17 protein-coding genes, 1 tRNA gene and 1 pseudogene are annotated in these 20,226 nt (G+C 64.2%); 5 read left to right on the top strand and 14 right to left on the bottom strand.

The window, feature by feature from the left end:
- Positions 1-282: 282 nt before the first annotated feature.
- Positions 283-1,272, top strand: a complete 990-nt coding sequence (gene ispB, locus AC4BCN_RS06645; RefSeq protein ID WP_034754644.1) for an octaprenyl diphosphate synthase — start codon at positions 283-285, stop codon at positions 1,270-1,272.
- A gap of 50 nt (positions 1,273-1,322) precedes the next feature.
- Here ispB and arsC read toward each other — a convergent pair whose 3' ends face one another.
- Both arsC and AC4BCN_RS06635 read right to left on the bottom strand, forming a co-directional pair.
- On the bottom strand, positions 1,323-1,745 hold the full coding sequence (gene arsC / locus AC4BCN_RS06640; RefSeq protein WP_490492844.1) for an arsenate reductase (glutaredoxin): 423 nt from the start codon (positions 1,743-1,745) through the stop codon (positions 1,323-1,325).
- 13 nt (positions 1,746-1,758) lie between these two features.
- Positions 1,759-2,112: an ArsR/SmtB family transcription factor gene (locus AC4BCN_RS06635; RefSeq protein ID WP_490492843.1), complete on the bottom strand. Its 354-nt coding sequence runs from the start codon at positions 2,110-2,112 to the stop codon at positions 1,759-1,761.
- A gap of 40 nt (positions 2,113-2,152) precedes the next feature.
- Here AC4BCN_RS06635 and AC4BCN_RS06630 point away from each other — a divergent pair.
- From AC4BCN_RS06630 to AC4BCN_RS06620, 3 genes and pseudogenes are all read left to right on the top strand, one after another.
- Positions 2,153-4,327, top strand: a pseudogene (locus AC4BCN_RS06630) (AsmA family protein).
- 72 nt (positions 4,328-4,399) lie between these two features.
- Positions 4,400-4,476: transfer RNA gene (locus tag AC4BCN_RS06625), tRNA-Pro, on the top strand.
- 126 nt (positions 4,477-4,602) lie between these two features.
- A complete protein-coding gene (locus AC4BCN_RS06620; RefSeq protein WP_139090141.1) occupies positions 4,603-5,997 on the top strand; it encodes a GntP family permease in 1,395 nt (464 codons plus the stop codon).
- A gap of 13 nt (positions 5,998-6,010) precedes the next feature.
- Here the strand turns inward: AC4BCN_RS06620 and AC4BCN_RS06615 are convergent, their stop codons facing one another.
- From AC4BCN_RS06615 to AC4BCN_RS06600, 4 genes are all read right to left on the bottom strand, one after another.
- Positions 6,011-7,402, bottom strand: a complete 1,392-nt coding sequence (locus tag AC4BCN_RS06615; RefSeq protein ID WP_490492842.1) for a sodium:solute symporter family protein — start codon at positions 7,400-7,402, stop codon at positions 6,011-6,013.
- A gap of 143 nt (positions 7,403-7,545) precedes the next feature.
- Complete coding sequence (gene pcaD / locus AC4BCN_RS06610) at positions 7,546-8,349, bottom strand: 3-oxoadipate enol-lactonase (protein ID WP_490492841.1); 804 nt, start codon at positions 8,347-8,349, stop codon at positions 7,546-7,548.
- Between the two features lie 11 nt (positions 8,350-8,360).
- The gene (gene catC, locus AC4BCN_RS06605) at positions 8,361-8,651 is read right to left on the bottom strand and encodes a muconolactone Delta-isomerase (protein ID WP_070291119.1); all 291 of its coding nucleotides are present in this window, start codon (positions 8,649-8,651) and stop codon (positions 8,361-8,363) included.
- A gap of 9 nt (positions 8,652-8,660) precedes the next feature.
- A complete protein-coding gene (locus AC4BCN_RS06600; RefSeq protein ID WP_331777578.1) occupies positions 8,661-9,770 on the bottom strand; it encodes a muconate/chloromuconate family cycloisomerase in 1,110 nt (369 codons plus the stop codon).
- A 102-nt stretch (positions 9,771-9,872) separates the two neighbouring features.
- On the opposite strand from AC4BCN_RS06600, the gene AC4BCN_RS06595 reads away from it, so the two are divergent.
- A complete protein-coding gene (locus AC4BCN_RS06595; protein WP_046685653.1) occupies positions 9,873-10,787 on the top strand; it encodes a LysR family transcriptional regulator in 915 nt (304 codons plus the stop codon).
- Positions 10,788-10,793: 6 nt separating this feature from the next.
- Here AC4BCN_RS06595 and AC4BCN_RS06590 read toward each other — a convergent pair whose 3' ends face one another.
- The 8 genes from AC4BCN_RS06590 to AC4BCN_RS06555 form a co-directional block, all read right to left on the bottom strand.
- On the bottom strand, positions 10,794-11,177 hold the full coding sequence (locus tag AC4BCN_RS06590; RefSeq protein ID WP_456148604.1) for a hypothetical protein: 384 nt from the start codon (positions 11,175-11,177) through the stop codon (positions 10,794-10,796).
- 2 nt (positions 11,178-11,179) lie between these two features.
- Positions 11,180-12,571 (bottom strand): PepSY-associated TM helix domain-containing protein, encoded by a 1,392-nt coding sequence (locus tag AC4BCN_RS06585; RefSeq protein WP_490492840.1) that lies wholly within the window; start codon positions 12,569-12,571, stop codon positions 11,180-11,182.
- 8 nt (positions 12,572-12,579) lie between these two features.
- Positions 12,580-14,703, bottom strand: coding sequence for a TonB-dependent receptor family protein (locus AC4BCN_RS06580; RefSeq protein WP_485882554.1), 2,124 nt, complete (start codon positions 14,701-14,703; stop codon positions 12,580-12,582).
- A 77-nt stretch (positions 14,704-14,780) separates the two neighbouring features.
- Positions 14,781-15,188, bottom strand: a complete 408-nt coding sequence (locus AC4BCN_RS06575) for a DUF2946 domain-containing protein (protein WP_485882556.1) — start codon at positions 15,186-15,188, stop codon at positions 14,781-14,783.
- A gap of 47 nt (positions 15,189-15,235) precedes the next feature.
- Positions 15,236-15,832, bottom strand: a complete 597-nt coding sequence (locus AC4BCN_RS06570) for a PqiC family protein (RefSeq protein ID WP_070303397.1) — start codon at positions 15,830-15,832, stop codon at positions 15,236-15,238.
- Positions 15,829-17,460: a PqiB family protein gene (locus AC4BCN_RS06565; RefSeq protein ID WP_139090131.1), complete on the bottom strand. Its 1,632-nt coding sequence runs from the start codon at positions 17,458-17,460 to the stop codon at positions 15,829-15,831. The genes AC4BCN_RS06570 and AC4BCN_RS06565 overlap by 4 nt, the downstream gene beginning before the upstream one ends.
- Complete coding sequence (locus tag AC4BCN_RS06560; protein ID WP_490492839.1) at positions 17,453-18,745, bottom strand: paraquat-inducible protein A; 1,293 nt, start codon at positions 18,743-18,745, stop codon at positions 17,453-17,455. The genes AC4BCN_RS06565 and AC4BCN_RS06560 overlap by 8 nt, the downstream gene beginning before the upstream one ends.
- 128 nt (positions 18,746-18,873) lie before the next feature.
- Positions 18,874-20,223 (bottom strand): amidase, encoded by a 1,350-nt coding sequence (locus AC4BCN_RS06555; protein WP_490492838.1) that lies wholly within the window; start codon positions 20,221-20,223, stop codon positions 18,874-18,876.
- Between the last annotated feature and the right edge of the window lie 3 nt (positions 20,224-20,226).

The raw sequence follows: 20,226 nt of genomic DNA, 5'->3' as shown, positions 1-20,226 counted from the left end.
TGAAAGAATTTGTCCCATTGCCGTGCAAAGCAAGCCGTACACAACAGGGGGAACCAGCGATTATACACGGACTGAGAAATTGCGTCAAAAACTATTCACAAAGGCCGATGATCGTGGTATGTCGACAACCTGGCCATCATGTCAGGCTTGCGCCAGGCGGACAACAAAACGCGCGCCAGTGCCAACCAGATCAATCAATTGCCCTACAGCCATAGGCAAACGTCACGCACGCGCAAGCCTTGTCGTATAATCGCGGCACCCACAATCTAATGCAGGTTCGCCTTGTCTGACGCTAACAAACACGTTAACCAAAACACCATCGTGCAAACGATTGCCGCCGATATGGATGCAGTCAATACGGTGATCCGCCAAAAGTTGCACTCCGATGTGATTCTGATCAACCAAATCGCTGAATACATCATCAGCGCAGGCGGCAAACGCATCCGTCCCGTGCTGATTTTGCTGGTGGCCAATGCCCACGCCTATCGCGGCACGGCGCACCATGAACTGGCCGCCGTGGTCGAATTCATCCACACGGCCACCTTGCTGCACGATGACGTCGTCGATGAATCGTCGATGCGCCGCGGACGCCAGACGGCCAATGCCCTGTTCGGCAATGCCGCGTCGGTGCTGGTGGGCGACTTCCTGCACTCGCGCTCGTTCCAGCTGATGGTGTCGCTCAATAATATGCGCGTCATGCAAATCCTCTCGGACGCCACCAACGTGATCGCCGAAGGCGAAGTGCTGCAGTTGCTGAACATGCACGATCCGGACGTGACGCAAGAAAGCTATTTGAACGTCATCCGCTCGAAGACAGCCAAGCTGTTCGAAGCGTCGGCGCAACTGGGCGCCCTGATCGCCGGCGCCAGCGAAGACGATATCGAAGCGGCCGCCGAGTACGGCCGCTCGCTGGGCACGGCTTTCCAGCTGATCGACGACGTGCTCGACTATGCAGGCGACGCCGCCGAAATCGGCAAGAACGTGGGCGACGACCTGCGCGAAGGCAAACCAACGATGCCGCTGATCTGGCTGATGGAAAACGGTACGCCGGAACAGCGCGAGCTGGTGCGCAGCTGCATCGAGCAAGGCGACGAACAGCATTTCGACACCGTCCTGACGGCCATCACCAGCAGCGGCGCCCTCGACTACACGCGCAAGCAGGCGGAAATCGCCGGCCAGCGCGCCGCCGACGCCATCGCCGGCTGGCCGGACAGCGTCTACAAGCAATCGATGCTGCAACTGTGCTCGTTTGCCGTGGACCGCAATCACTGATCGCGTTTTATTATATGTAATACAAAACGGCGCCACTGGCGCCGTTTTTTTTACTTCACCGGCTTGCCATCGGCGCCGACCACGGCCTGGCCATCTTCCTTGGCAAACGCCCCTTGCTGCGGCAGCGGCAGGATCTCCAGCACTTTTTCCGACGGCCGGCACAGGCGCACGCCCAGTTCCGTGACGACGATGGGACGGTTGATCAAAATAGGATGGGCTTGCATGGCGTCCAGCAGGGCCGCATCGCTCAACTCGAGATTGGCCAGGCCCAGCTCGTCGTACAGGGCGCCCTTGTCGCGCATGACGGCGCGCACGGACAGGCCCGCACGCGCGATCAGGTCGACCAGTTCCTCGCGCGAAGGCGGATGCTTGACGTAATCGATGATGACGGGCTCGACGCCCGTGTTGCGGATCAGGGCCAGAGTATTGCGCGACGTGCCGCACGCCGTGTTGTGATAAATCGTGATCGTCATGTCGTGATGTCCTTCAGTTAGTGGGTTCGTTGACGCAGCAAGGCGCGCCAGCGCAGCAGTTCTCGGTCAAAAAGGCCAGCAAGCCGTTCATGCCCGCATAGTTGGCGGCGTAGATGATGGAGCGGCCCGCCTTGCTCGCCGTCACCAGATTGGCGTGCGCCAGTTCTTTCAGGTGAAACGACAGCGACGATGGCGCGATCGCCAGCGCTTCGGCGATTTTCGTCGCGGCCATGCCTTCCGGTCCCGCTTGCACCAGCAGGCGGAACACGGCCAGCCGCGATTCCTGCGCCAGCGCGGCCAGGGCTGCGATGGCGGCCGTGCTCGTCAGTGGCTCGGCATGCGCCGCAGTTGATTTTTCATTTTCCATATTTCAATAATAGTCGAATTATTGAATCATTTCAAGCGAGATGCCTTACGTAACCCAGCGCACCGACTGTCATGGCCTATCGGTCTACCTTGATGAAAAAATCATTGCGATTGGCTTACTCATGACACGCTCAACCCCGCTCAAAATCCTCGGCTGGAGCCTGGCCGCCCTGCTCGCCCTCATCACCATTGTGGTCATCTTTGTGCTGACCTTCGACTGGAACCGCGCCCGCCCCTACATCAACGAAAAGGTGTCGGAAAGCACGGGCCGCAGCTTCGTCATCGGCGGCGACTTGCAGGTGAAATGGCAGCAGGGGCTGAAGACGGAGCCGGGCTGGCGCCGCTACGTGCCGCGGCCCGTCATCAGCGCGCAAGACGTGCGCATGAGCAACCCGGACTGGGCGACGGCCGGCCCGCAACTGGCCAGCGCGAAACGTATCGACGTGGCCATCCATCCCTTGCCCCTGTTGCAGCATCGCGTGGTGCTGACGGACTTGGCGTAACCGTCTCCCAACATTGCCCTGCAGCGGCGCGCCGACGGCAGCAACAGCTGGACCCTTAAAGACAACGGCCCTTCGGCATGGGACGTGGAAATCCAGCGCATGGCCTTCGGCGACGGCGTCATCCGTTATCTGGACGAAGGCATCGCCCTCGACGTGCACGCCAAGGTCAGCTCGACGGCGCCCGACGCCACGCCCGGCGATGCGCCAGGCAGCGCGCCCGTGCAGAAATACGGCATCGCCTTCACCCTGGGCGGCAGCTACCGCAAGGCGCCCGTGACGGGCGGCGGCAAGGCGGGCGCCGTGCTGTCATTGACCGACAACAACACCGTCTATCCCGTGCAGGCGCATGCCGTGCTGGGCAAGAACAAGGCCAGCATCGATGGCACGCTGACGGACCCGCGCTCGCTGTCCGGCATCGATTTGCAGCTGAGCCTGGCCGGCGCCAGCATGGCCGACCTGTACCCGCTGACGGGCGTGCTGCTGCCGGAAACGCCGGACTACGCGACCAAGGGTCGCCTGCTGGGCAAGAAGGACGGCGCCAGCTGGAACTGGACATATCAGAATTTCAAGGGCACGGTAGGCGAGAGCGACCTGGCCGGCACCCTGCAATACCTGCCGCGCCAGCCGCGGCCCCTGCTGCGCGGCGAAGTGACGTCGCAGCAGCTGCGCCTGGAAGACCTGGGCCCCACCATCGGCGCCGACAGCAATGCGCGCAAACAGGCGCGCGGCAAGGCGCCAGTGCAACCCGGGAATAAAGCCTTGCCCGTGGAACAGTTCAATACGGCAAAATGGGATGCGCTCGACGCCGACGTGAAATTCACGGGCAAGAAACTGGTGCGCACGCACGATATCCCGCTCAACGATATCGTCGCCAACATCCGCATGAAAGACAAGGTGCTGAGTTTGACGCCGCTCAATTTCGGCATGGCCGGCGGCAATATCACCTCGAACATCACGCTCGACGGCCGTCAAAAAACCATCGCCGCGCAAGCCAAGGTGGCGGCGCGCCACCTCAAGATACGCGAACTGTTTCCCAAGCTGCAATCGATGCAAGCGAGTTTCGGCGAGGTGTATGGCGACGCGGCGCTGACGGGCCACGGCAATTCCGTCTCGGCCATGCTGGCCAGCGCGAATGGCGAACTGGCCGCCACCGTCAGCGAAGGCTCCGTCAGCCAGTTCATGCTGGAACTGGCGGGCCTGAACCTGGCCAACGCCGTCTTCGTGAAAATCTTTGGCGACAAGCAAGTGCACCTGAACTGCCTGGCCAGCGACTTCGCCGTCACGAATGGCCAGGCCGACGTGCGCCGCTTCGTGCTCGATACGGACACGGCCGTGGTAAATGTCACGGGCAACGTCAACCTGGCCAGCGAAACCCTGGACCTCGACGTGCGCCCCCGTACCAAAGGCGCCCGCATCATCACCCTGCGCACGCCGCTGTATGCAAAAGGCACGTTCAAGAACCCGGACGTGGGCCCGCAAAAAGGCCCGCTGGCATTGAAAGCCGGCGCCGCCGTGGCCCTGGCCACCGCCGTCACGCCGCTGGCCGCCCTGCTGCCGCTGGTCAACGTCGACAAAGCCCCCGACACGGACTGCGCCGCCGTCATGGCGCAAGCCAACGCCACCCGCAAGGCCCCGACTTCGCCCGCGACGAATGCGCCAGCGAAAAAAGTCAGCGAAGCGGAAATCAAGAAGACGCAGCAGGAAAAGAAATAAGCAGGCTTGCAACAAACAAGCTTGATGCAGCCGCTTGAAACCCGCTCCGCCATCTGCTGTAATGAAGAAAAGCGGGGTGTGGCTCAGCCTGGTAGAGCGCTGCGTTCGGGACGCAGAGGCCGGAGGTTCGAATCCTCTCACCCCGACCAGCCTTTCCCTCACTGCGCCAGCTTGAACTGCTTGCACCTTGACCTGCGCGTTGGCGGGTTGCCGAGAAGTATGTTATTAATTTCACTATTAATATCTTAACCACTTCTCGCGCAAGGGCCTGACCGATGTCTTTCCTGATAGTTCTGGCCGCATTGGCCTTCCTCATGCTGGCTGCCTACCGCGGCTACAGCGTGATCCTGTTTGCGCCCATCGCCGCGCTCGGTGCCGTGCTGCTGACCGATCCGTCGGCCGTGCCGGCCGTGTTCAGCGGCATCTTCATGGAAAAGATGGTGGGCTTTATCAAGCTGTATTTCCCCGTCTTTTTGCTCGGCGCCGTGTTCGGCAAGCTGATCGAGCTGTCCGGTTTTTCCCAGTCCATCGTCGTGGCGGCCATTCGCTATATCGGTAGTGCGCGCGCGAATGCCGTGATCGTGGCCGTGTGCGCGGCGCTGACGTACGGCGGTGTGTCGCTGTTCGTCGTGGTGTTTGCCGTGTATCCGTTTGCGGCTGAACTGTACCGCCAGAGCAATATCCCCAAGCGGCTGATGCCGGGTGCCATTGCCCTGGGCGCGTTTTCGTTCACCATGGATACGTTACCGGGCACGCCGCAGATCCAGAACATCATCCCGACCACCTTCTTCAACACGACCGGCTGGGCCGCGCCGTGGCTGGGCACGATAGGCGCCGTGCTGACGGTGATCATGGGACTGGCTTTCCTCGAATGGCGCCGCCGTTCCGTCATGGCGACGGGCGAAGGTTATGGGGCCGAGGCCGACAAGGCCACGGCCGATGTAGGCGACCTGCCCCATCCGCTGCTGTCGGTGGCGCCTTTGGTGCTGGTGGGCGTGGCCAACTTTGCGCTGACCAAACTGATTCCCCAATGGTACGGCGCCAGCTACGTGCTCACCGCCGAGGCCTTGCCGGGCTTGCATGCGCCCGTGTCGACGTCGATCGGCGCCGTGACGGGTATCTGGGCCGTGGAAGGCGCCTTGTTGCTGGGAATTTTGCTCGTCTGCGTGACGGCCTTCGGGCGCATCCGCGCCGCGTTTGCCGAAGGCACGAAGGCGGCCGTGGGCGGCGCCTTGCTGGCGGCCATGAATACGGCGTCCGAGTATGGTTTCGGCGGCGTCATCGCCGCGCTGCCCGGTTTTCTTGCCGTCAGCAATACTTTGCGCAGCGTGCCCGATCCGCTCGTCAACGCGGCCGTGTCCGTCACGACCCTGGCCGGCATCACGGGCTCGGCCTCGGGCGGCATGAGCATCGCGCTGGCCGCCATGTCGGACAGTTTCATCCAGGCCGCGCAGCAGGCGCACATTCCGCTCGAAGTCATGCACCGCGTCGTGGCCATGGCCAGCGGCGGCATGGATACCTTGCCGCACAATGGCGCCGTGATCACCCTGCTGGCCGTCACGGGCCTCACGCACCGCCAGTCCTACCGCGACATTTTCGGCATCACCGTCATCAAGACGGTGGCCGTGTTCCTCGTCATTGCCATCTATTACATGACGGGACTGGTCTGAGGGTTGGGGTAGGCTACAGCCGCGACGACGATGCCGGCTTCGCCAACGCTTGCGCCGGCTTGAACAGATGGCTGATGCCCATGGTCAGCAGCGGGCCGGCCAGCGCCAGGTAGGAACTGTCCACGCCATACGGATTGCCCGCCAGGAACCAGCCAATCGTGGCGATCACGGAGACGATCACGCCGACAAAGGCGCCGCGCGATGTGCCGAATTTCGGCGCATAGAAGGCCATCAGCACCAGTACGGCCAGGGTGGCGCGCAGGGCCTTGCCGAGGAAGGCGATCATCAGCAGCTTTTCCGCATACAGCGCCAGCACAAGCGGCAACAGGCCGGCCACGACGATGGCGATACGCAGGAACATCAGCGATTTCGCGTCGTTCTTCGCCTTGTTGTACCAGGGATCATAAAAATCCTTCATGGCCAGGGTGGCCGATGCCAGGGTGGTGGCGGAAATGCCGCCGAACAGGGCGCCGGCCAGGCCCACGATCATGATGCTGGCGGAAAACGCCGGCATGTGGGCGATCATCGTGGGAAACGCGTCGATCGACTTCATGCCCGGATACAGCACGGCGCTGCACATGCCGATCAGCGCTGCCATCAGGCCGAACGGAATCATCAGCGACGACACGTAATAGCAGGCGCGCTTGGCCACGGCCGGGTTGTCCGTGCTGACCAGCGCCTGGATCACGTATTGCGTGGCGAAGATGGAACCGATGCCGCCAATCATCCAGGCGATGATCTGGCCCCAGCCAATCTCGACCCAGTTGAACATCTTGGCCGGCAATTGCGCCTGCAACTCGCCGATGCCGCCCGTTGCTTCCAGCGCATACGCGAGCGCCAGGATCACGCCCAGGTACTTGACGATGGAGTGGGCGAAATTGGTGTACACGACCGAACGCATGCCGCCCAGGCTGACATAGATGACGGTGATGGCGCCCACCAGCAAGATGGCCACCGTTTTGTTGATGTGCAGCACGGCCGCCAGCACGGCGCCGCCGCTCGCGTACAGGGCCACGGCAACGATGCTCAGCGCAACGATGGTGAGGATGGACGCCGCATAGCGCACGGGCTCGCCATACGTTTGCGCGAGGATGCCGGAAATCGTCGACTGCCCGCTTTCCTTGTATTTTTTCACCAGCACGATGGCCAGCAGGAAAAAGCCCAGCGACAGCGCCACCAGATTCCATGCAGCGGAAATGCCCAGTTCATAACCCTTCTGGGCGGTGCCGATGCTGACGGAACTGCCGATGAATTCCGACAGCAGCAAGGCGCCGATCAGGAAGGCGGGATAATTGCGCCCGCCCGCCGTCATGCCCTCGGCGCTGTTGGCATGCTTGCGCACGCTATAGGTAATGTACGACATGAGGGCGAAATAACCCACCGTGACCGCAGCGATAATGATCAATCTGTTTTCCATCCGTCTACTCCAAGTCTGCTTTTCTTATTATTATTTTTCAAGAAAGCTTCCCCTGCCGCATGCCGGACCAGCCGGCGGCGGTGCTCAGGAGAAAGCCGCATTCCCGCCATACCGATACGGTACAGCAAGCCTCACACTAAAAAAGTCCGCAACTGCGCCGTAAACATGTCCGCCGCCTCGATGTTCGAGATGTGCGAGGCGGGCAGGCTTGCCAGACGGGCGCCCGCGATCTGCTGCTGCAGCCAGCGCCCGTCGTCGATGGTGGTCACGGGATCGTGCTCGCCCGCGATGATCAAGGTCGGCACGGCGATCGTGCCCACGGCATCGTGCAAGTCCGTCTGGGCCAGCACATCGCAACAGGCCGCGTAACCGTCCGCATCCTGGCTGCGCAAAATGCCGGCCAGGCGCGCCACCGTCTCCGCTTCGCGTTCGATAAACTGCGGCGTGAACCAGCGCGTGGCGGCGCTCTCGGCCACCGCGCCGATGCCGTCGCGGCGCACTTGCTCCGCCCGTAGCTGCCACGGCGCCGCGCCGCCGATGCGCGCCGCCGTATTCGCCAGCACGAGCTTCGTCAAACGCCGCGGCTGGTGTATGCCCAGCCATTGGCCCGTCAAGCCGCCCATGGAAATACCGCAGAAGGCGGCGCGCTCCACATCGAGGTGGTCGAGCAGCGCCACCACGTCCAGCCCCAGCTGGTCGATGCCGAACGGCGCGCCGCCGCTGGCCGACCGGCCATGGCCGCGCGTATCGTAGCGCACGACAAAAAAGTCGCCGGCCAGCGCGGCCGCCTGCGCATCCCACATGGACAGGTCGGTGCCGAGGGAATTCGACAGGACCAGACAAGGCTTGCCACGCTCGCCATCCGTGCGGTAATGCAGGCGAATACCGTCCACGTCGCACGTTTTCCCGACAGTGTCATTGCCTATCTGCGTCATGGCATGTCTCCTCAGGAATCGTCGCCGCGCACCGACGAGGGATGGCGGCACAGCGGCATCACGTCGATCTGCATATAGGGAAACAGCGGCAGGGAGGTGAGCAAATTATGCAGCTCGTCCACGCTGTCCACGTCGAAGACGCTGACGTTCGCGTACTGGCCGGCGATACGCCACAGATGGCGCCACTTGCCCTCGTGCTGCAGGCGCTGGGCCAGTTCCTTTTCCGTCTGTTTCAGTTGCGCCGCCTGCTCGGCGGGCATGTTCAAGGGCAGATTCACGTTCATGCGTACATGGAATAACATGGTTTCTCCTTATTGACGCTGCATGGAACGCAGCTTGTCCATATCGATCTCGACGCCCAGGCCCGGGCCGGTCGGCACCTGCAGCATGAAGTCGCGGTACACGAGCGGCTCGCGCAAGACTTCCTGCGTCAGCAGCAAAGGCCCGAACAGTTCCGTGCCCCAGGCCAGTTCCGCGAACGTGGAGCAGACGTGGGCCGTGGCGGCCGTACCAACGCCGCCTTCGAGCATGGTGCCGCCGTACAGGCCCACGCCCGCCAGGCGCGCCACGGTGGCCACTTCCAGCGCGGGCAGCAAGCCGCCCGACTGGGTGATTTTTACGGCATACACGTCGGCCGCGTCGGCCTGCGCCAGCGCCAGCGCATCGGCAGGACCGTGCAGGGCTTCGTCGGCCATGATGGCCACGTCGAAGCGCTGCTTCAGGCGCGCCAGGGCGGCGCGGTTGCCCGCCTTGACGGGCTGCTCGATCAGGTCGACGCCGCCCGCTTCCAGTGCGGCGATGCCGCGCACGGCGTCCGTCTCGCTCCAGGCCTGGTTGACGTCGACGCGCACGCTGGCCCGTTCGCCGAGCGCCCGCTTGATCTCCAGCACGTGGGCCACGTCATCCATCACGTCGCGCAAGCCGATCTTCAGCTTGAAGATGCGGTGGCGGCGCAGTTCCAGCATGTTTTCCCCTTCGGCGATATCGCGCGCCGTGTCGCCGCTGGCCAGCACCCAGGCCACGGGCAGCGCATCGCGCACGCGGCCGCCCAGCAATTCCGACAGCGGCACGTTCAGGCGGCGCGCCTGAGCGTCCAGCAGGGCCGTCTCGATCGCGCACTTGGCGAAGCGGTTGCCCTGGATGACCTTGCGCACCCTGGCCATGGCCTTGGCCACCTCGCTCGCTTCCATACCGACCAGAAGCGGCGCGATGTAGGTATCGATATTCGTCTTGATGCTTTCCGGGCTTTCGCCACCGTAGCCCAGGCCGCCGATGGTGGTCGCTTCGCCCCAGCCCGTGATGCCGTCGGCGCAGCGCAGCCGCACCAGCACCAGGGTTTGCGTATTCATGGTGGCGACCGACATGCGGTGCGGGCGGATGGTAGGCACATCGACCAGGTAGGTCTCGATATTTTGAATCATATTTATTCCGTATAATTCTGTGGAGTGGTGACACGATATTCCCCAAATATCCCCACGTCCAACACCGAGTTGGTATCAAACCTATACCTGAAAGGTATGAAGATGGAATTACGGCACTTGCGCTACTTCGTTGCGGTCGCAGAGGAAAGGAACTTCACGCGGGCCGCCGCGCGCCTGCACATCGCGCAGCCGCCGTTGAGCCGGCAGATGCAGCAGCTGGAAGAAACCTTGGGCGTGGCGCTGATCGAAAAAGGGTCGCGGCCGCTGCGGCTGACGGAAGCGGGCGAGTTTTTCCTCGCCCATGCGCGGCCCCTGCTCGACCAGGTGCGCGACCTGCAGGCGATGACGCAGCGCGTGGGCAAGCTGGAACGCACGCTGTCGATCGGCTTCGTCGCCTCGACCCTGTATGGAGAATTGCCCGACATCGTGCACCGTTTTTGCGAGCGCCATCCCGAGGTCGACGTGACCCTGCATGAAATGACGACGGTGCAGCAGCTCAAGGCCCTGAAGGAAGGCCGCATCGACGTGGGTTTCGGGCGTTTGAAAAGCGAAGACCCCAGCATCCGCCGCATTCTGCTGCGCGAGGAGCGGCTGGTGGTGGCCCTGCCGCCCGGCCACCGCTTGGCCAAGGGCGAAGGCGGATTGCGCCTGACTGACCTGATCCACGAAACCCTGCTCGTGTATCCGAAAGCGCCCCGCCCCAGCTTTGCCGACCAGGTGCTGGCCATGTTCAGCGAAGGCAATGTCACACCGGGTCCCGTCACGGAAGTGCGCGAGCTGCAGATTTCCATGGGACTGGTGGCGGCCGGCCAGGGCATTTCCATCGTGCCGGAAAGCGTGCAAGCCATGCATCACCGGAACGTCGTGTACCGCAAGCTGGACGACAAGCATGCGTTCTCGCCCATCTTATTCAGCATGCGGCATAGGGACCGCTCGCCCGAGTTGGAAAACATTCTCGCCGCCGTGTACTCGATCTACGATGAACACGGCATCGCGCACGTCAAGGAAAGCCTGTAGCGATGACTACGCGGCGTCGGCCAACAATTCCGGGCGCAGCGCGCGGATGCGCAGTTCCGTGAAATAGCCGCCCGCCTCGTTGTAGCGCAGGTAGTGGCGGCCGCAGTTCAGGCAGCGGGCCACCTGGCTCAGGTTGGCCGGATAGTAGCGCGGTGCGATGGGCGCATCGATGCTGTCGTAGCGCGTGCCGTGCGGGTGGTACTCGGCAAACGTCGGTTCCTCGTACGGGTCTTCGCGCAGGGTGCCGACTTCTTCAAAGCGGTCCAGCTCCAGCGAGGTAGGCAGGCGCTGCCAGGCGTCGAGCGGGACGGCGCAACAGCTGCATTTTTTGGTAATCGTGGCAGAAGCGATGGCCAGCGCGGACAAGGCGGGGAAATCGATGAATATCATGTTCAGCCATTGCAAAGGTGCGGCCTGTGGCAACGAGCCTGGCCGCGCCTTTCATTCTGGCGCAGTCGCATGCAGCCCATACGCGCGCAGCCCGTCGCCAGGACCAGCTCCAGCAGCAGCAACATGCCGCCGGAAACGAGCAGCAGCGGCATCAGCGCGCACATGGCGGCCGCCGCCAGCCAGGCCAGCGAGGAAGGCGAGCTCCAGGCTCCCGGCAGCAGCTTGGGCAAGCCCAGCGAGCCTGGCAAGCGCCGCTTGAAAAACATCACCCAGCCCGATATCAGCGAGAACAGCACGCTGGCGCCAAAGAGCAGCAGCAAGGCCTGGTTCCACCAGCCGAATTCGCCGCGGTGGAACGGAATGCCGATGGCCGTGGCCTTGCCGAACGCCGTCTGCGCTTCCCACCCCGCATAGTACAAAGGCTTGCCGCTGTAGGCGTCGAATTGCAGGTCGAAGCGCAAGGTGGGCTGGCTGCGGTCGGCCATGGTGGCGCGCCACACATCGTCCTGGCTGGCCGGCGCCGTCAGCTGCACGGCGATGGCGGGCGCATGGCTGCGCGCCACCTGCCACGCATCCTGCCAGTCGAGCGGCGCGCCCTCCTCGCGCGAATGCAGGCCGCGCGGCACGGGCGGCGGCGCCTGGCCGCTGACGTCGCGCAGCGCGCGGATGCGCGCGCCCGCCTGCTGGCTCCACGTCAGCCCCGTCGTCAGGATCACGACGCTGACGATACCGAGCGCCACGCCGAGAAACGCATGCCACTGGCGCCAGCCATTGCGGCCCTGCGCGCCCCGCTTCGGCAAGCCCGATTGCGCGCCGCGCGGCCACCACAGCACCACGCCCGTCACCAGCATCACCATCAGCCAGCTGGCGGCCAGCTCGATCATCCAGCGCCAGCCATCGTTTTGCAGCAGGCGCGAATGCAGTTTCTTGGCCCAGTTGCCGAAGCGCTCGCTGCTGGCCAGGCTGCCCAGCACGCGCGCATCGTAAGGGTTCACGTAGACGATGATGGCTTGCGCGGGCAGGCCGAACTTCGGCTTGGCCGGCAGCGACATCCCATGGCCCGCATGTTCATCGTGCGCGCCACCGGGCGGTGCGAACGCCACCTGCACCGCATCGTCCTGCTGAAACGGCGGCACCACGTGCTGCACCGTCCAGCCACGCGGCGCGGCCCGCTCCGCTGCCGCCACGGCCGCGTCCAGCGGCAGCATGGACGCTTGCGGCGCCACATGATCGAGTTGCTGGTACAGCCTTGCCTCGATCTGCGGCGTGAACACGTACAGGATGCCCGTCAGGGTGGCCACCAGCGCGAAGGGAGAGGCGATCAGCGCGGCCCAGAAGTGGATGCGCCAGTACAGGCTTTTGCGGCGCGCGATGAGAAAGGTGAAATCGTCCATGGCCGTCCTCACAGTCCGTTATAGGTATAGGACAGGCCCAGCATCACGCTGCGCGGCGCACCGGGCGTGTACTGGTTCTGCGTATTGGCTACGTAGCTGCCCGTGCCCGCGTAACTGCTGCTGGCCGAATCGGCGTAGCGCTTGTCGGCGAGGTTGCGCACCTGCGCCCACGCTTCCAGTCCGCGCGCGAGCTGATAGCTGGCGCGCGCATTCAGCAGTGCATGGCCCTTGTACTCCACCGTGTTGGCGTTGTTCATCCAGTAGCGGCCCTGGTGCACGGCTTCGAGCGCGATACGCGCGCCAGCCACGGGCTTGTAGCCGACCTCGAACGACGTGATGTCGCGCGGCGCCTGCGGCATGGTGCGGCCGCTGTAATCAAGAACGGAGGACACCTGGTAGCGCAGGTAGCGGTGGCGCGCGATGGCCGTGGCGAAGCGCGCGTCGAACGGGCCGCTGTCGTAGTTCAGGCCCAGTTCTAGCCCTTCGCCGCGCGTGCGCCCCGCATTGCGGTTTTCGCTGTTGCCCGGCGACACGGTATAGCTGACGATGGTGTCGCGCCCGTCAAGCCGGTACAGGGCCGTATCGAGTTTCAGCCGTCCTTGCAGGAAAGCCCAGCGCAAGCCCAGCTCATAGTTGTTGTAGACGGACGGCTGCAGGTCGGCGATGCCCGTCTTGCCATACAGCTGGCTCACTTCGGGCGGCGTAAAGCCCTGGCTGACGTTTGCATATGCGCTGCCCGCATGGCCGATGGCGTAGGTGGCGCCCAGCTTCGGGCTCACATGCGAAAAGCTGCGCGATTCGTCGGGCGCGCCGTAATGGACGCTGCCGCCGGGCGCCAGCTGGTTGTGGTAATCGTAGCGGATGGCGTCCGAGCGGCCGCCCAGCACCACGCGCGTGCCAGGCAGCGGAGAGAACTCCCATTGCGCGAAGACGGCCGTGTTGAGGATGTCCGTCCGGTAGTCGCGCACGCCCTGCGGATTGCTGGCATTGGCCAGGGTATAGCGCAGGTAGCGGCCCGTGGCCGCATCGCGCACGATGGACAGGTTATCGCTGACAAAGGGATTGTCGCTCTTGTCGACATACACGCCGGCGATCAGGCGCGAACGCAGCCAGGCGAATTCCTGCTGGTGCTTCACGTCCAGCCCCAGTGAATCGACGTGGTTGTTGTTGATGACGCCCTTGCACAGCATGCCCGCGCAGCTGCCGATGGAATACGCGGGAAGCTGTCCATGGTCGTTCTTGCGCGTAAACACGGTGACGGTGCTCGTGCCATTGGACGTCGTCTGCCCTTCCCACGCCAGATTCATGCGCGTGCTCCTGTCCTTGCGGTAGGTGAACGTGTTCAGACTCTTGCCGGGATTGCGGCGGTAGTCGTTCTCGAACAGGCTGCCCGTCATGGCCGCATCGAGATCCGTGTGGACGATGGTGGCGCGCAGCTGCGACGTGGGGCTGAGCGCATAGTCGGCGCGCAGCGAGAACGAATCCTTGTCGCCATAGCTGTACTCTTGCCAGTTGTCGCGCGAGCGGCGCGAACTGTAATGGGAAAAGCGCAGTCCCAGCGGGCCCCAGGTATCGCTGGCGGCCGTGTCGTAGCGCGTGTAACCGCCCACGTTATCGCGTCGCAGGCCCACGCTTGCCGTCGGTGTCGCGCTGGCGCCGGCCGTGAGGAAATTGACGGCGCCGCCGACGGCATTGCTGCCATACAGCGAGGAGGCAGCGCCCTTCACCACTTCCACGCCGCCGGCGCCCGCCATGTTCATCTCGTTGAGAGAATTGTGGTTGAAGACGCCCAGCGGACGGATGGGAATGCCGTCTTCCAGGTACTGGTAGACGGCATTCGTGCCGATGGGCTGGCGGATGCTCATGCTGTGCTGCTCGTTGCCCAGGTCATTCCAGTACACGCCGGCGATGCGGTTGAGGATATCGCCCATGGTCTTGGGCTTGTCGCGTTCCAGGGTTTTGGCATTGACGACGCCGATCGCTTGCGGCGTCTCGGACAGCCACGATTGCGCGCGCGAGCCGGAAACGACGACGGTGTCGATGGCGTGGTCGGTTTGGTCAGGTTGCTGCGCCTGCGCGCACGGGTAAGCCACGGTGATGGCAGCGGCCAGCACCAACAGTTTCTTGTTCATGTGATTCTCGTCTAAGTGTGCGGATGCGGCGCGTCACACCGCAAGGTGGACAGCGCCAGCATTGAAAATGCAAAAACTCAGGCGAGAACGGGCGGCGCGCGCGACTGCGCCGTGGACCAGATGAACAGCGGTGCGGGTGACTGGTAGTACAGGGACGGGAAAATGGCCGTGCCGCTGGCCACAAGCAGCGGCAACACGGGGCTGGTCGGCGGCAGGCCGACGGAACCCGCATGCGTGGAACAGAAGGCGCAATGCTCCATCTGCATGGCCTTGCCGCCGGATTTTTCATCGGCGGCGCCGCCACCGGCCTGGCCAAGCTGGACAAAACGGATGCCGGCCACCGAGCAAATTTCCGCCCAGCCGGAGCCGGATTCCTGCTTGGCGTTGGCGACAGCCTGGGAAATCGATGGCGCGAGCGCCGCCAGCAGGATCGCGAAACAGGCGATCCAGGCGGCAAAGCGGCGCGTGAACAAGGTCATTCCCATGGCCGCATTTTACCAGCGGCCGCCGGGACTGGGTAGCGGAAAGCGTCTCAGGCGGCCGGGCAGGCGGCGTTGCCGCTGTCAAAAGCACGCACCACGCTTGCCGTATCGGCAGCGATGCGGTTCACGGCGCGGCGGTGGCCGAGCACCAGTTCATCGTAGCCGGCGCCCACTTTTTCATTGGCGATCGTGCGGCACGTGACCACCTTGTTGCTGGCCAGCTGGCGCACGCTCCACACGGCATCGATCAGCGCGTACTGCCCCATCACGGACTCGAAACGCTGCACATTGGTGCTGATCCGGTACACGGGCAGCTTGTCCGGGTATGGCGTGCGGAACACATCGATGGCGCCCAGGTCGTTCGTCACGGCCGTGGACAGGGCCTGGCCGATCTCGCCGGCCAGCGGCCCCGCCCAGCGCTGCTGCTCCAGCAATTCGATGCGGCCCGACGGCGCCGTCACGACAAACTGGTTGCGGCTCACCTGTTGCGGCACGCTGACGGCCAGCACCTCGACATAGTATTTGACGGGCTTGGCCGGCTGCGCGTCGGCGCCGCCGCTCAGCGTATAGAAATGTTCGGGCTGGGGCGTGGAGCAGGCGCCCAGCAGGCTGGCCGCCAGCAGTGCGGAAAAAATCGGTTTCATCATTTTTTTTCATCTCCTTTTTTACCGCGGATCAGGGACTCGGGGTGACGTTCCAGGTAATCCGACAGCGCGTTCAGCGACTGCAGGGTTTGCGTCAGCTGCTGCAAGGCCTGGCGCACGTCCGACTGCAGCGGCGAATCCTTTTGCAGCACCTGTTCGGCCGAGCCGAAGGTCTGTTTCGCCGCCGTCAGGGTGTCGCGCATTTCCGGCACCACCTGGCCATCGAGCTGCTTGAACAGGGTATTGGCCTGCTTGATGGTGGCGTTCAGGTTATTGCCGATCTCCGCGTACGGCACCTGATCGAGCTTGCGGGCGATGCTGGCGATCTGCGTCTGCAATTCATCGAGGGTATTCGGTACGGTCGGCACTTCCAGCGGGTACCTGTTCGGATCGAGCGCCACCTTCGGCGCTTTCGGGAAGAAGTCGAGCGCGATGTACAGCTGGCTGGTCAGCAGGTTGCCCGTGCGTAGCTGGGCGCGCAAGCCACGGCTGACCATGCGTTCGAGCAGCTGGTGGCCGGCCGAGCCTTCCTCATCGTCGACGGCGGCCTTGAAGCGCATGCCCAGGCGGGCCGGGTACAGGTTGACGGTGACGGGCATGCGGAAGTTCTTCTTCACGGGATCGAACTCGATGCCCACCGAACGCACTTCGCCCAGCACGATGCCGCGGAAGTCCACCGTGGCGCCGGGCTGCAAGCCGCGCAGGGACTGGTCGAAATAGAACACGGTGGTGATCGCCTCGCCATCGGGCTCGCGCATGGCGCTGGCCTCGTCGGCCGCCAGGCGATAGTTGGTGCCGGCCGGCGCCGGTTCGACGGGCTTGCGGCCGTTTTCCGCCTCGAAGGCGATGCCGCCCACCAGCATGGCGGCCAGCGATTGCGTATTCAGTTTGAAGCCGTTCGAATCGAGGCGCACGTCAACGCCGCTGGCATGCCACCAGCGCGCATCCTTGCCGACAAACTGGTCGTACGGCGCGTTCACGAAAACCGACATGGTGATGCCGTTGCCATCCTTGTCCAGCGCGAAGCTGACCACCTTGCCCACGCGCAGGCGGTGGAAGAACAGGGGCGAGCCCACGTCGACGGAGCCGAGGCTGTCCGCATGCAGCGTGTACAGCTTGCCCTTCTGGTCACCGGCCACGGCGGGCGGGCTCTCCATGCCAACGAAATTCTCCTTTTTGGCTTCCGACTTGCCCGTGTCGACGCCGATGTAGGCGCCCGACAGCAAGGTGCCCAGGCCCGTCACGCCGCTGGCGCCGATCTGCGGGCGCACCACCCAGAAGCGCGAATCGGCGGTGGCGAAGCGGCGCGCTTCCTTGCTCATGTCGATCGTCACCAGCACCTTGCTCAAGTCGTCGCCCAGGGTGATGGCGCGCACCTGGCCGATATCGACATCCTTGTATTTGACCTTGGTCTTGCCCGGCTCCAGGCCTTCGGCGCTCTTGAAGCTGACCGTCACCGTGGGTCCCTGGTCGAGGATGGACTTGGCGGCCAGGCCGGCACCGATCAGCGCGGCCAGCAGCGGAATGAGCCACACCAGCGACGGCAGCCAGCGGCTGGCCGGGTCCACATCGGGTTCGGGCAAAGGCCGTGCGCCGGTTTCGGCAAGGTCGCCCGTTTCTTTGTCAGCCATGCTGTTCTCCAATCACTGTATTGTTTCCGGTATTTGCCGCGCTGCTGCGTTTTTCATCCTCGGCCGCCTTGTCGTCCACGGGGTCCCAGATCAGGCGCGGGTCGAACTGCATCGCCGCCAGCATGGTCAGCACCACCACGGCGCCAAAGGCCAGCGCGCCGGGTCCGGCCGTGATCACGGCCAGCGACTTGAAGCGCACCAGCGCCACCGTCAGGGTGACGACAAAGATGTCGAGCATGGACCAGCGGCCGATGAATTCGACCATGCGGTACAAAATGGTGCGCTGGCGCGGCCGCCAGCGCGAACGCCGTTGCGCCGTGAACGCCAGCAGCGCCAGCACGCCCAGTTTCAGCATCGGCACGACCACGCTGGCGATGAAAATGATGATGGCCAGGCCCTTCGAGCCGCTGGTCCAGAACAGCACGACGCCGCTCATGATGGTGTCGTCCTGCGCGCCGAACAGCGATTGCGTCACCATCACGGGCAGCAGGTTGGCGGGAATGTAGAGGATCATGGCGGCGATCAGCAAGGCCCAGGTGCGATTGATGCTGTCCGGTTTGCGCACGTGCAGGGCCGTGCCGCAGCGCACGCACGCCAGGTGTTTGCCCTTGCCCAAGGGCGGCGCCACCAGGCCGCAGGCATGGCAAGGTAGCACCTTCTCGCCCGGAGCGAAAGCCTTGTAGCGGATGCCGGGCAGCGCCTGGCGGGTCAGGTCGTCGCCCAGGTTCCACAGGGCCTTGGGGTCGAACGAGACGACGATGGCCAGCATCAGGGTCAGCGCGCCAAACGCGAACAGCCCCGGTTGCGGCAGCACCGTGGCCAGGCTGGTCATCTTGACGACGGTGATCAGGATGCCGATCATCAGCACCTCCGTCATGCCCCATTCGCGCGCCGTCTGCACGGCGCGCAGCACGCGGTTAAAGCCGGGCACCTTGACGCCGCCGCGCAAGCCCAGGGCCACATACAGCAGGGAACCGAGCTCGATGGCGGGAAAGAGGATGGTAAACAGGAAGACCATCGTCGCCACGATGTGCATCTGCTCGTACCACAGCACGCGGATGGAACCGAGCAAGGTGGCGCTGGACGTCAGGCCATTGACGTCGAGTTCGACGATGGGGAAAAACTGGGCGATCAGGAAGACGAAGGCGGCGCCCAGGGTCAGCGCCACCACCTTGGTCAATTCGGCCGATGCGCCGCGCGCATGGGCGCCCCGGTACAGCACCGAGCGGCAACGGATGCAGCGCGCCTTTTCGCGGGGACGCAGCGGACGTTTGCGGTACAGCACGCCGCAGTCATGACAGCTAATCAGGTCGTATCGGTGCACAGTATGAAGTTTGCCGGCGCCCGAAGCGCGACTTTCCCATGTTAATGCCAGCCATCATGACAGAGTTGGCATTTTCCTGCACTACGGCACTATTCTTTTTTACTCCCGCGCAACAGCGCCTCCACGGCGCGACCGATTTGCAGAACTTGACCGTCCGCGCCGGCCAGGCCGCAAATGCCCAGCCCCACGGGCAGCTCGCCTTCCGCATGGCATGGCAGGGACAGCGCGCAGCCGTCGAGGAAGTTGATCACACTGGCGTTGCGCAGCACGAGGCCATTCGTGGCAAAGAAGGTGGCGTCATCCGATTCCAATGGCGCGACCTGCGGCGCGACGATGGCTACGCTGGGCATCAGCCAGGCGTCGAATGGCGCCAGGCGCTGCTCCGCGGTGGCGATCAGGCGCGCACGCGCATCGAGCAAATCGATGTAGTCTGCTGCACCCTGGTGCTGGCCGCGGCGGATGCGCGCCGCCACGCGCTGGTCGTACTGCGCGCCCTTCTCTTCCAGCAGCTCCCTGTGCCAGCGCCAGGCTTCCGCCGCCACCAAGCCGCCACCGCCATTGATACCCGGCAGCTCCAGCAATTCGGGGAAATCGAATTGCTCCACCAGGGCGCCCGCTTGCCGCAGCTGGTCCAGCGCCGTATCGAAAGCCTGCTGCACCTGCGGCTCCACGTGCGTACCGACGTAATCAAGGGTAAAACCGAAGCGCAAGCCTTTCAATGCTGGCGCCTGCGCGCCGATGTCATGGCCCGACAGCGCCGCGTACAGAATGGCGCAGCAGTCGACGCTATGGGCGATGGGGCCGACCGAATCGAGGGAACGCGACAAGGGTACCGTGCCGGCCAGCGGCACGGAAGCGGCCGTCGGCTTGAAACCGGTCAAGCCGCAAAAGGCGGACGGGATGCGGATCGAGCCGCCCGTATCGGTGCCCAGCGCGCCGGCCGCCATGTCCAGCGCCACCGTCACGGCGCCGCCCGAGGTGGAACCGCCCGCCACTCTTTCGCGGTCCAGCGGATTGCGCGGCGTGCCGTAATGGGGATTCAAGCCCAGGCCGGAAAACGCGAATTCGCTCATGTTGGTGCGCCCAAGCAGAACGGCGCCGGCCGCGCGCAGGCGCGCCACGGCACCCGCATCGGCCACGGCAGGCGGCGCGCCGGCCAGCGCCAGCGAGGCGGCGCTGCTGGTTTGCCCCCTGACGTCGAACAGGTCCTTGATCGAGATGGGCACGCCGGCCAGCGGCGAGGCAACGATGCCGGCGGCGCGCGCCGCATCGCTGGCCCGCGCCTCCATCAGCGCCTGTTCGCCATCGAGGCTGACATAGGCATGGCCGCCCTGCGCCCGGTGCGCTTCGGCGCGCGCCAGCATCTGCTGTGTCAGCGCCACGCTGGTGATGCTGCCGGCGGCCAGGTCGGCCGCCAGTTCTCGGATGGTCTTGGTCATTGC

The sequence above is a fragment of the Janthinobacterium sp. Bl 1 genome (assembly GCF_058215535.1).
This window is presented reverse-complemented; position numbering and strand designations above follow the sequence as displayed.

Coding starts and splice junctions, on each gene's coding strand:
- AC4BCN_RS06620 (WP_139090141.1), top strand. CDS start 4,603: ATGTCTTTCCTGATAGTTCTGGCCGCATTGGCCTTCCTCATGCTGGCT.
- AC4BCN_RS06590 (WP_456148604.1), bottom strand. CDS start 11,177: ATGATATTCATCGATTTCCCCGCCTTGTCCGCGCTGGCCATCGCTTCT.
- catC (WP_070291119.1), bottom strand. CDS start 8,651: ATGTTATTCCATGTACGCATGAACGTGAATCTGCCCTTGAACATGCCC.
- AC4BCN_RS06555 (WP_490492838.1), bottom strand. CDS start 20,223: ATGACCAAGACCATCCGAGAACTGGCGGCCGACCTGGCCGCCGGCAGC.
- AC4BCN_RS06585 (WP_490492840.1), bottom strand. CDS start 12,571: ATGGACGATTTCACCTTTCTCATCGCGCGCCGCAAAAGCCTGTACTGG.
- AC4BCN_RS06570 (WP_070303397.1), bottom strand. CDS start 15,832: ATGATGAAACCGATTTTTTCCGCACTGCTGGCGGCCAGCCTGCTGGGC.
- pcaD (WP_490492841.1), bottom strand. CDS start 8,349: ATGACGCAGATAGGCAATGACACTGTCGGGAAAACGTGCGACGTGGAC.
- AC4BCN_RS06595 (WP_046685653.1), top strand. CDS start 9,873: ATGGAATTACGGCACTTGCGCTACTTCGTTGCGGTCGCAGAGGAAAGG.
- AC4BCN_RS06565 (WP_139090131.1), bottom strand. CDS start 17,460: ATGGCTGACAAAGAAACGGGCGACCTTGCCGAAACCGGCGCACGGCCT.
- arsC (WP_490492844.1), bottom strand. CDS start 1,745: ATGACGATCACGATTTATCACAACACGGCGTGCGGCACGTCGCGCAAT.
- AC4BCN_RS06580 (WP_485882554.1), bottom strand. CDS start 14,703: ATGAACAAGAAACTGTTGGTGCTGGCCGCTGCCATCACCGTGGCTTAC.
- AC4BCN_RS06600 (WP_331777578.1), bottom strand. CDS start 9,770: ATGATTCAAAATATCGAGACCTACCTGGTCGATGTGCCTACCATCCGC.
- AC4BCN_RS06635 (WP_490492843.1), bottom strand. CDS start 2,112: ATGGAAAATGAAAAATCAACTGCGGCGCATGCCGAGCCACTGACGAGC.
- AC4BCN_RS06575 (WP_485882556.1), bottom strand. CDS start 15,188: ATGGGAATGACCTTGTTCACGCGCCGCTTTGCCGCCTGGATCGCCTGT.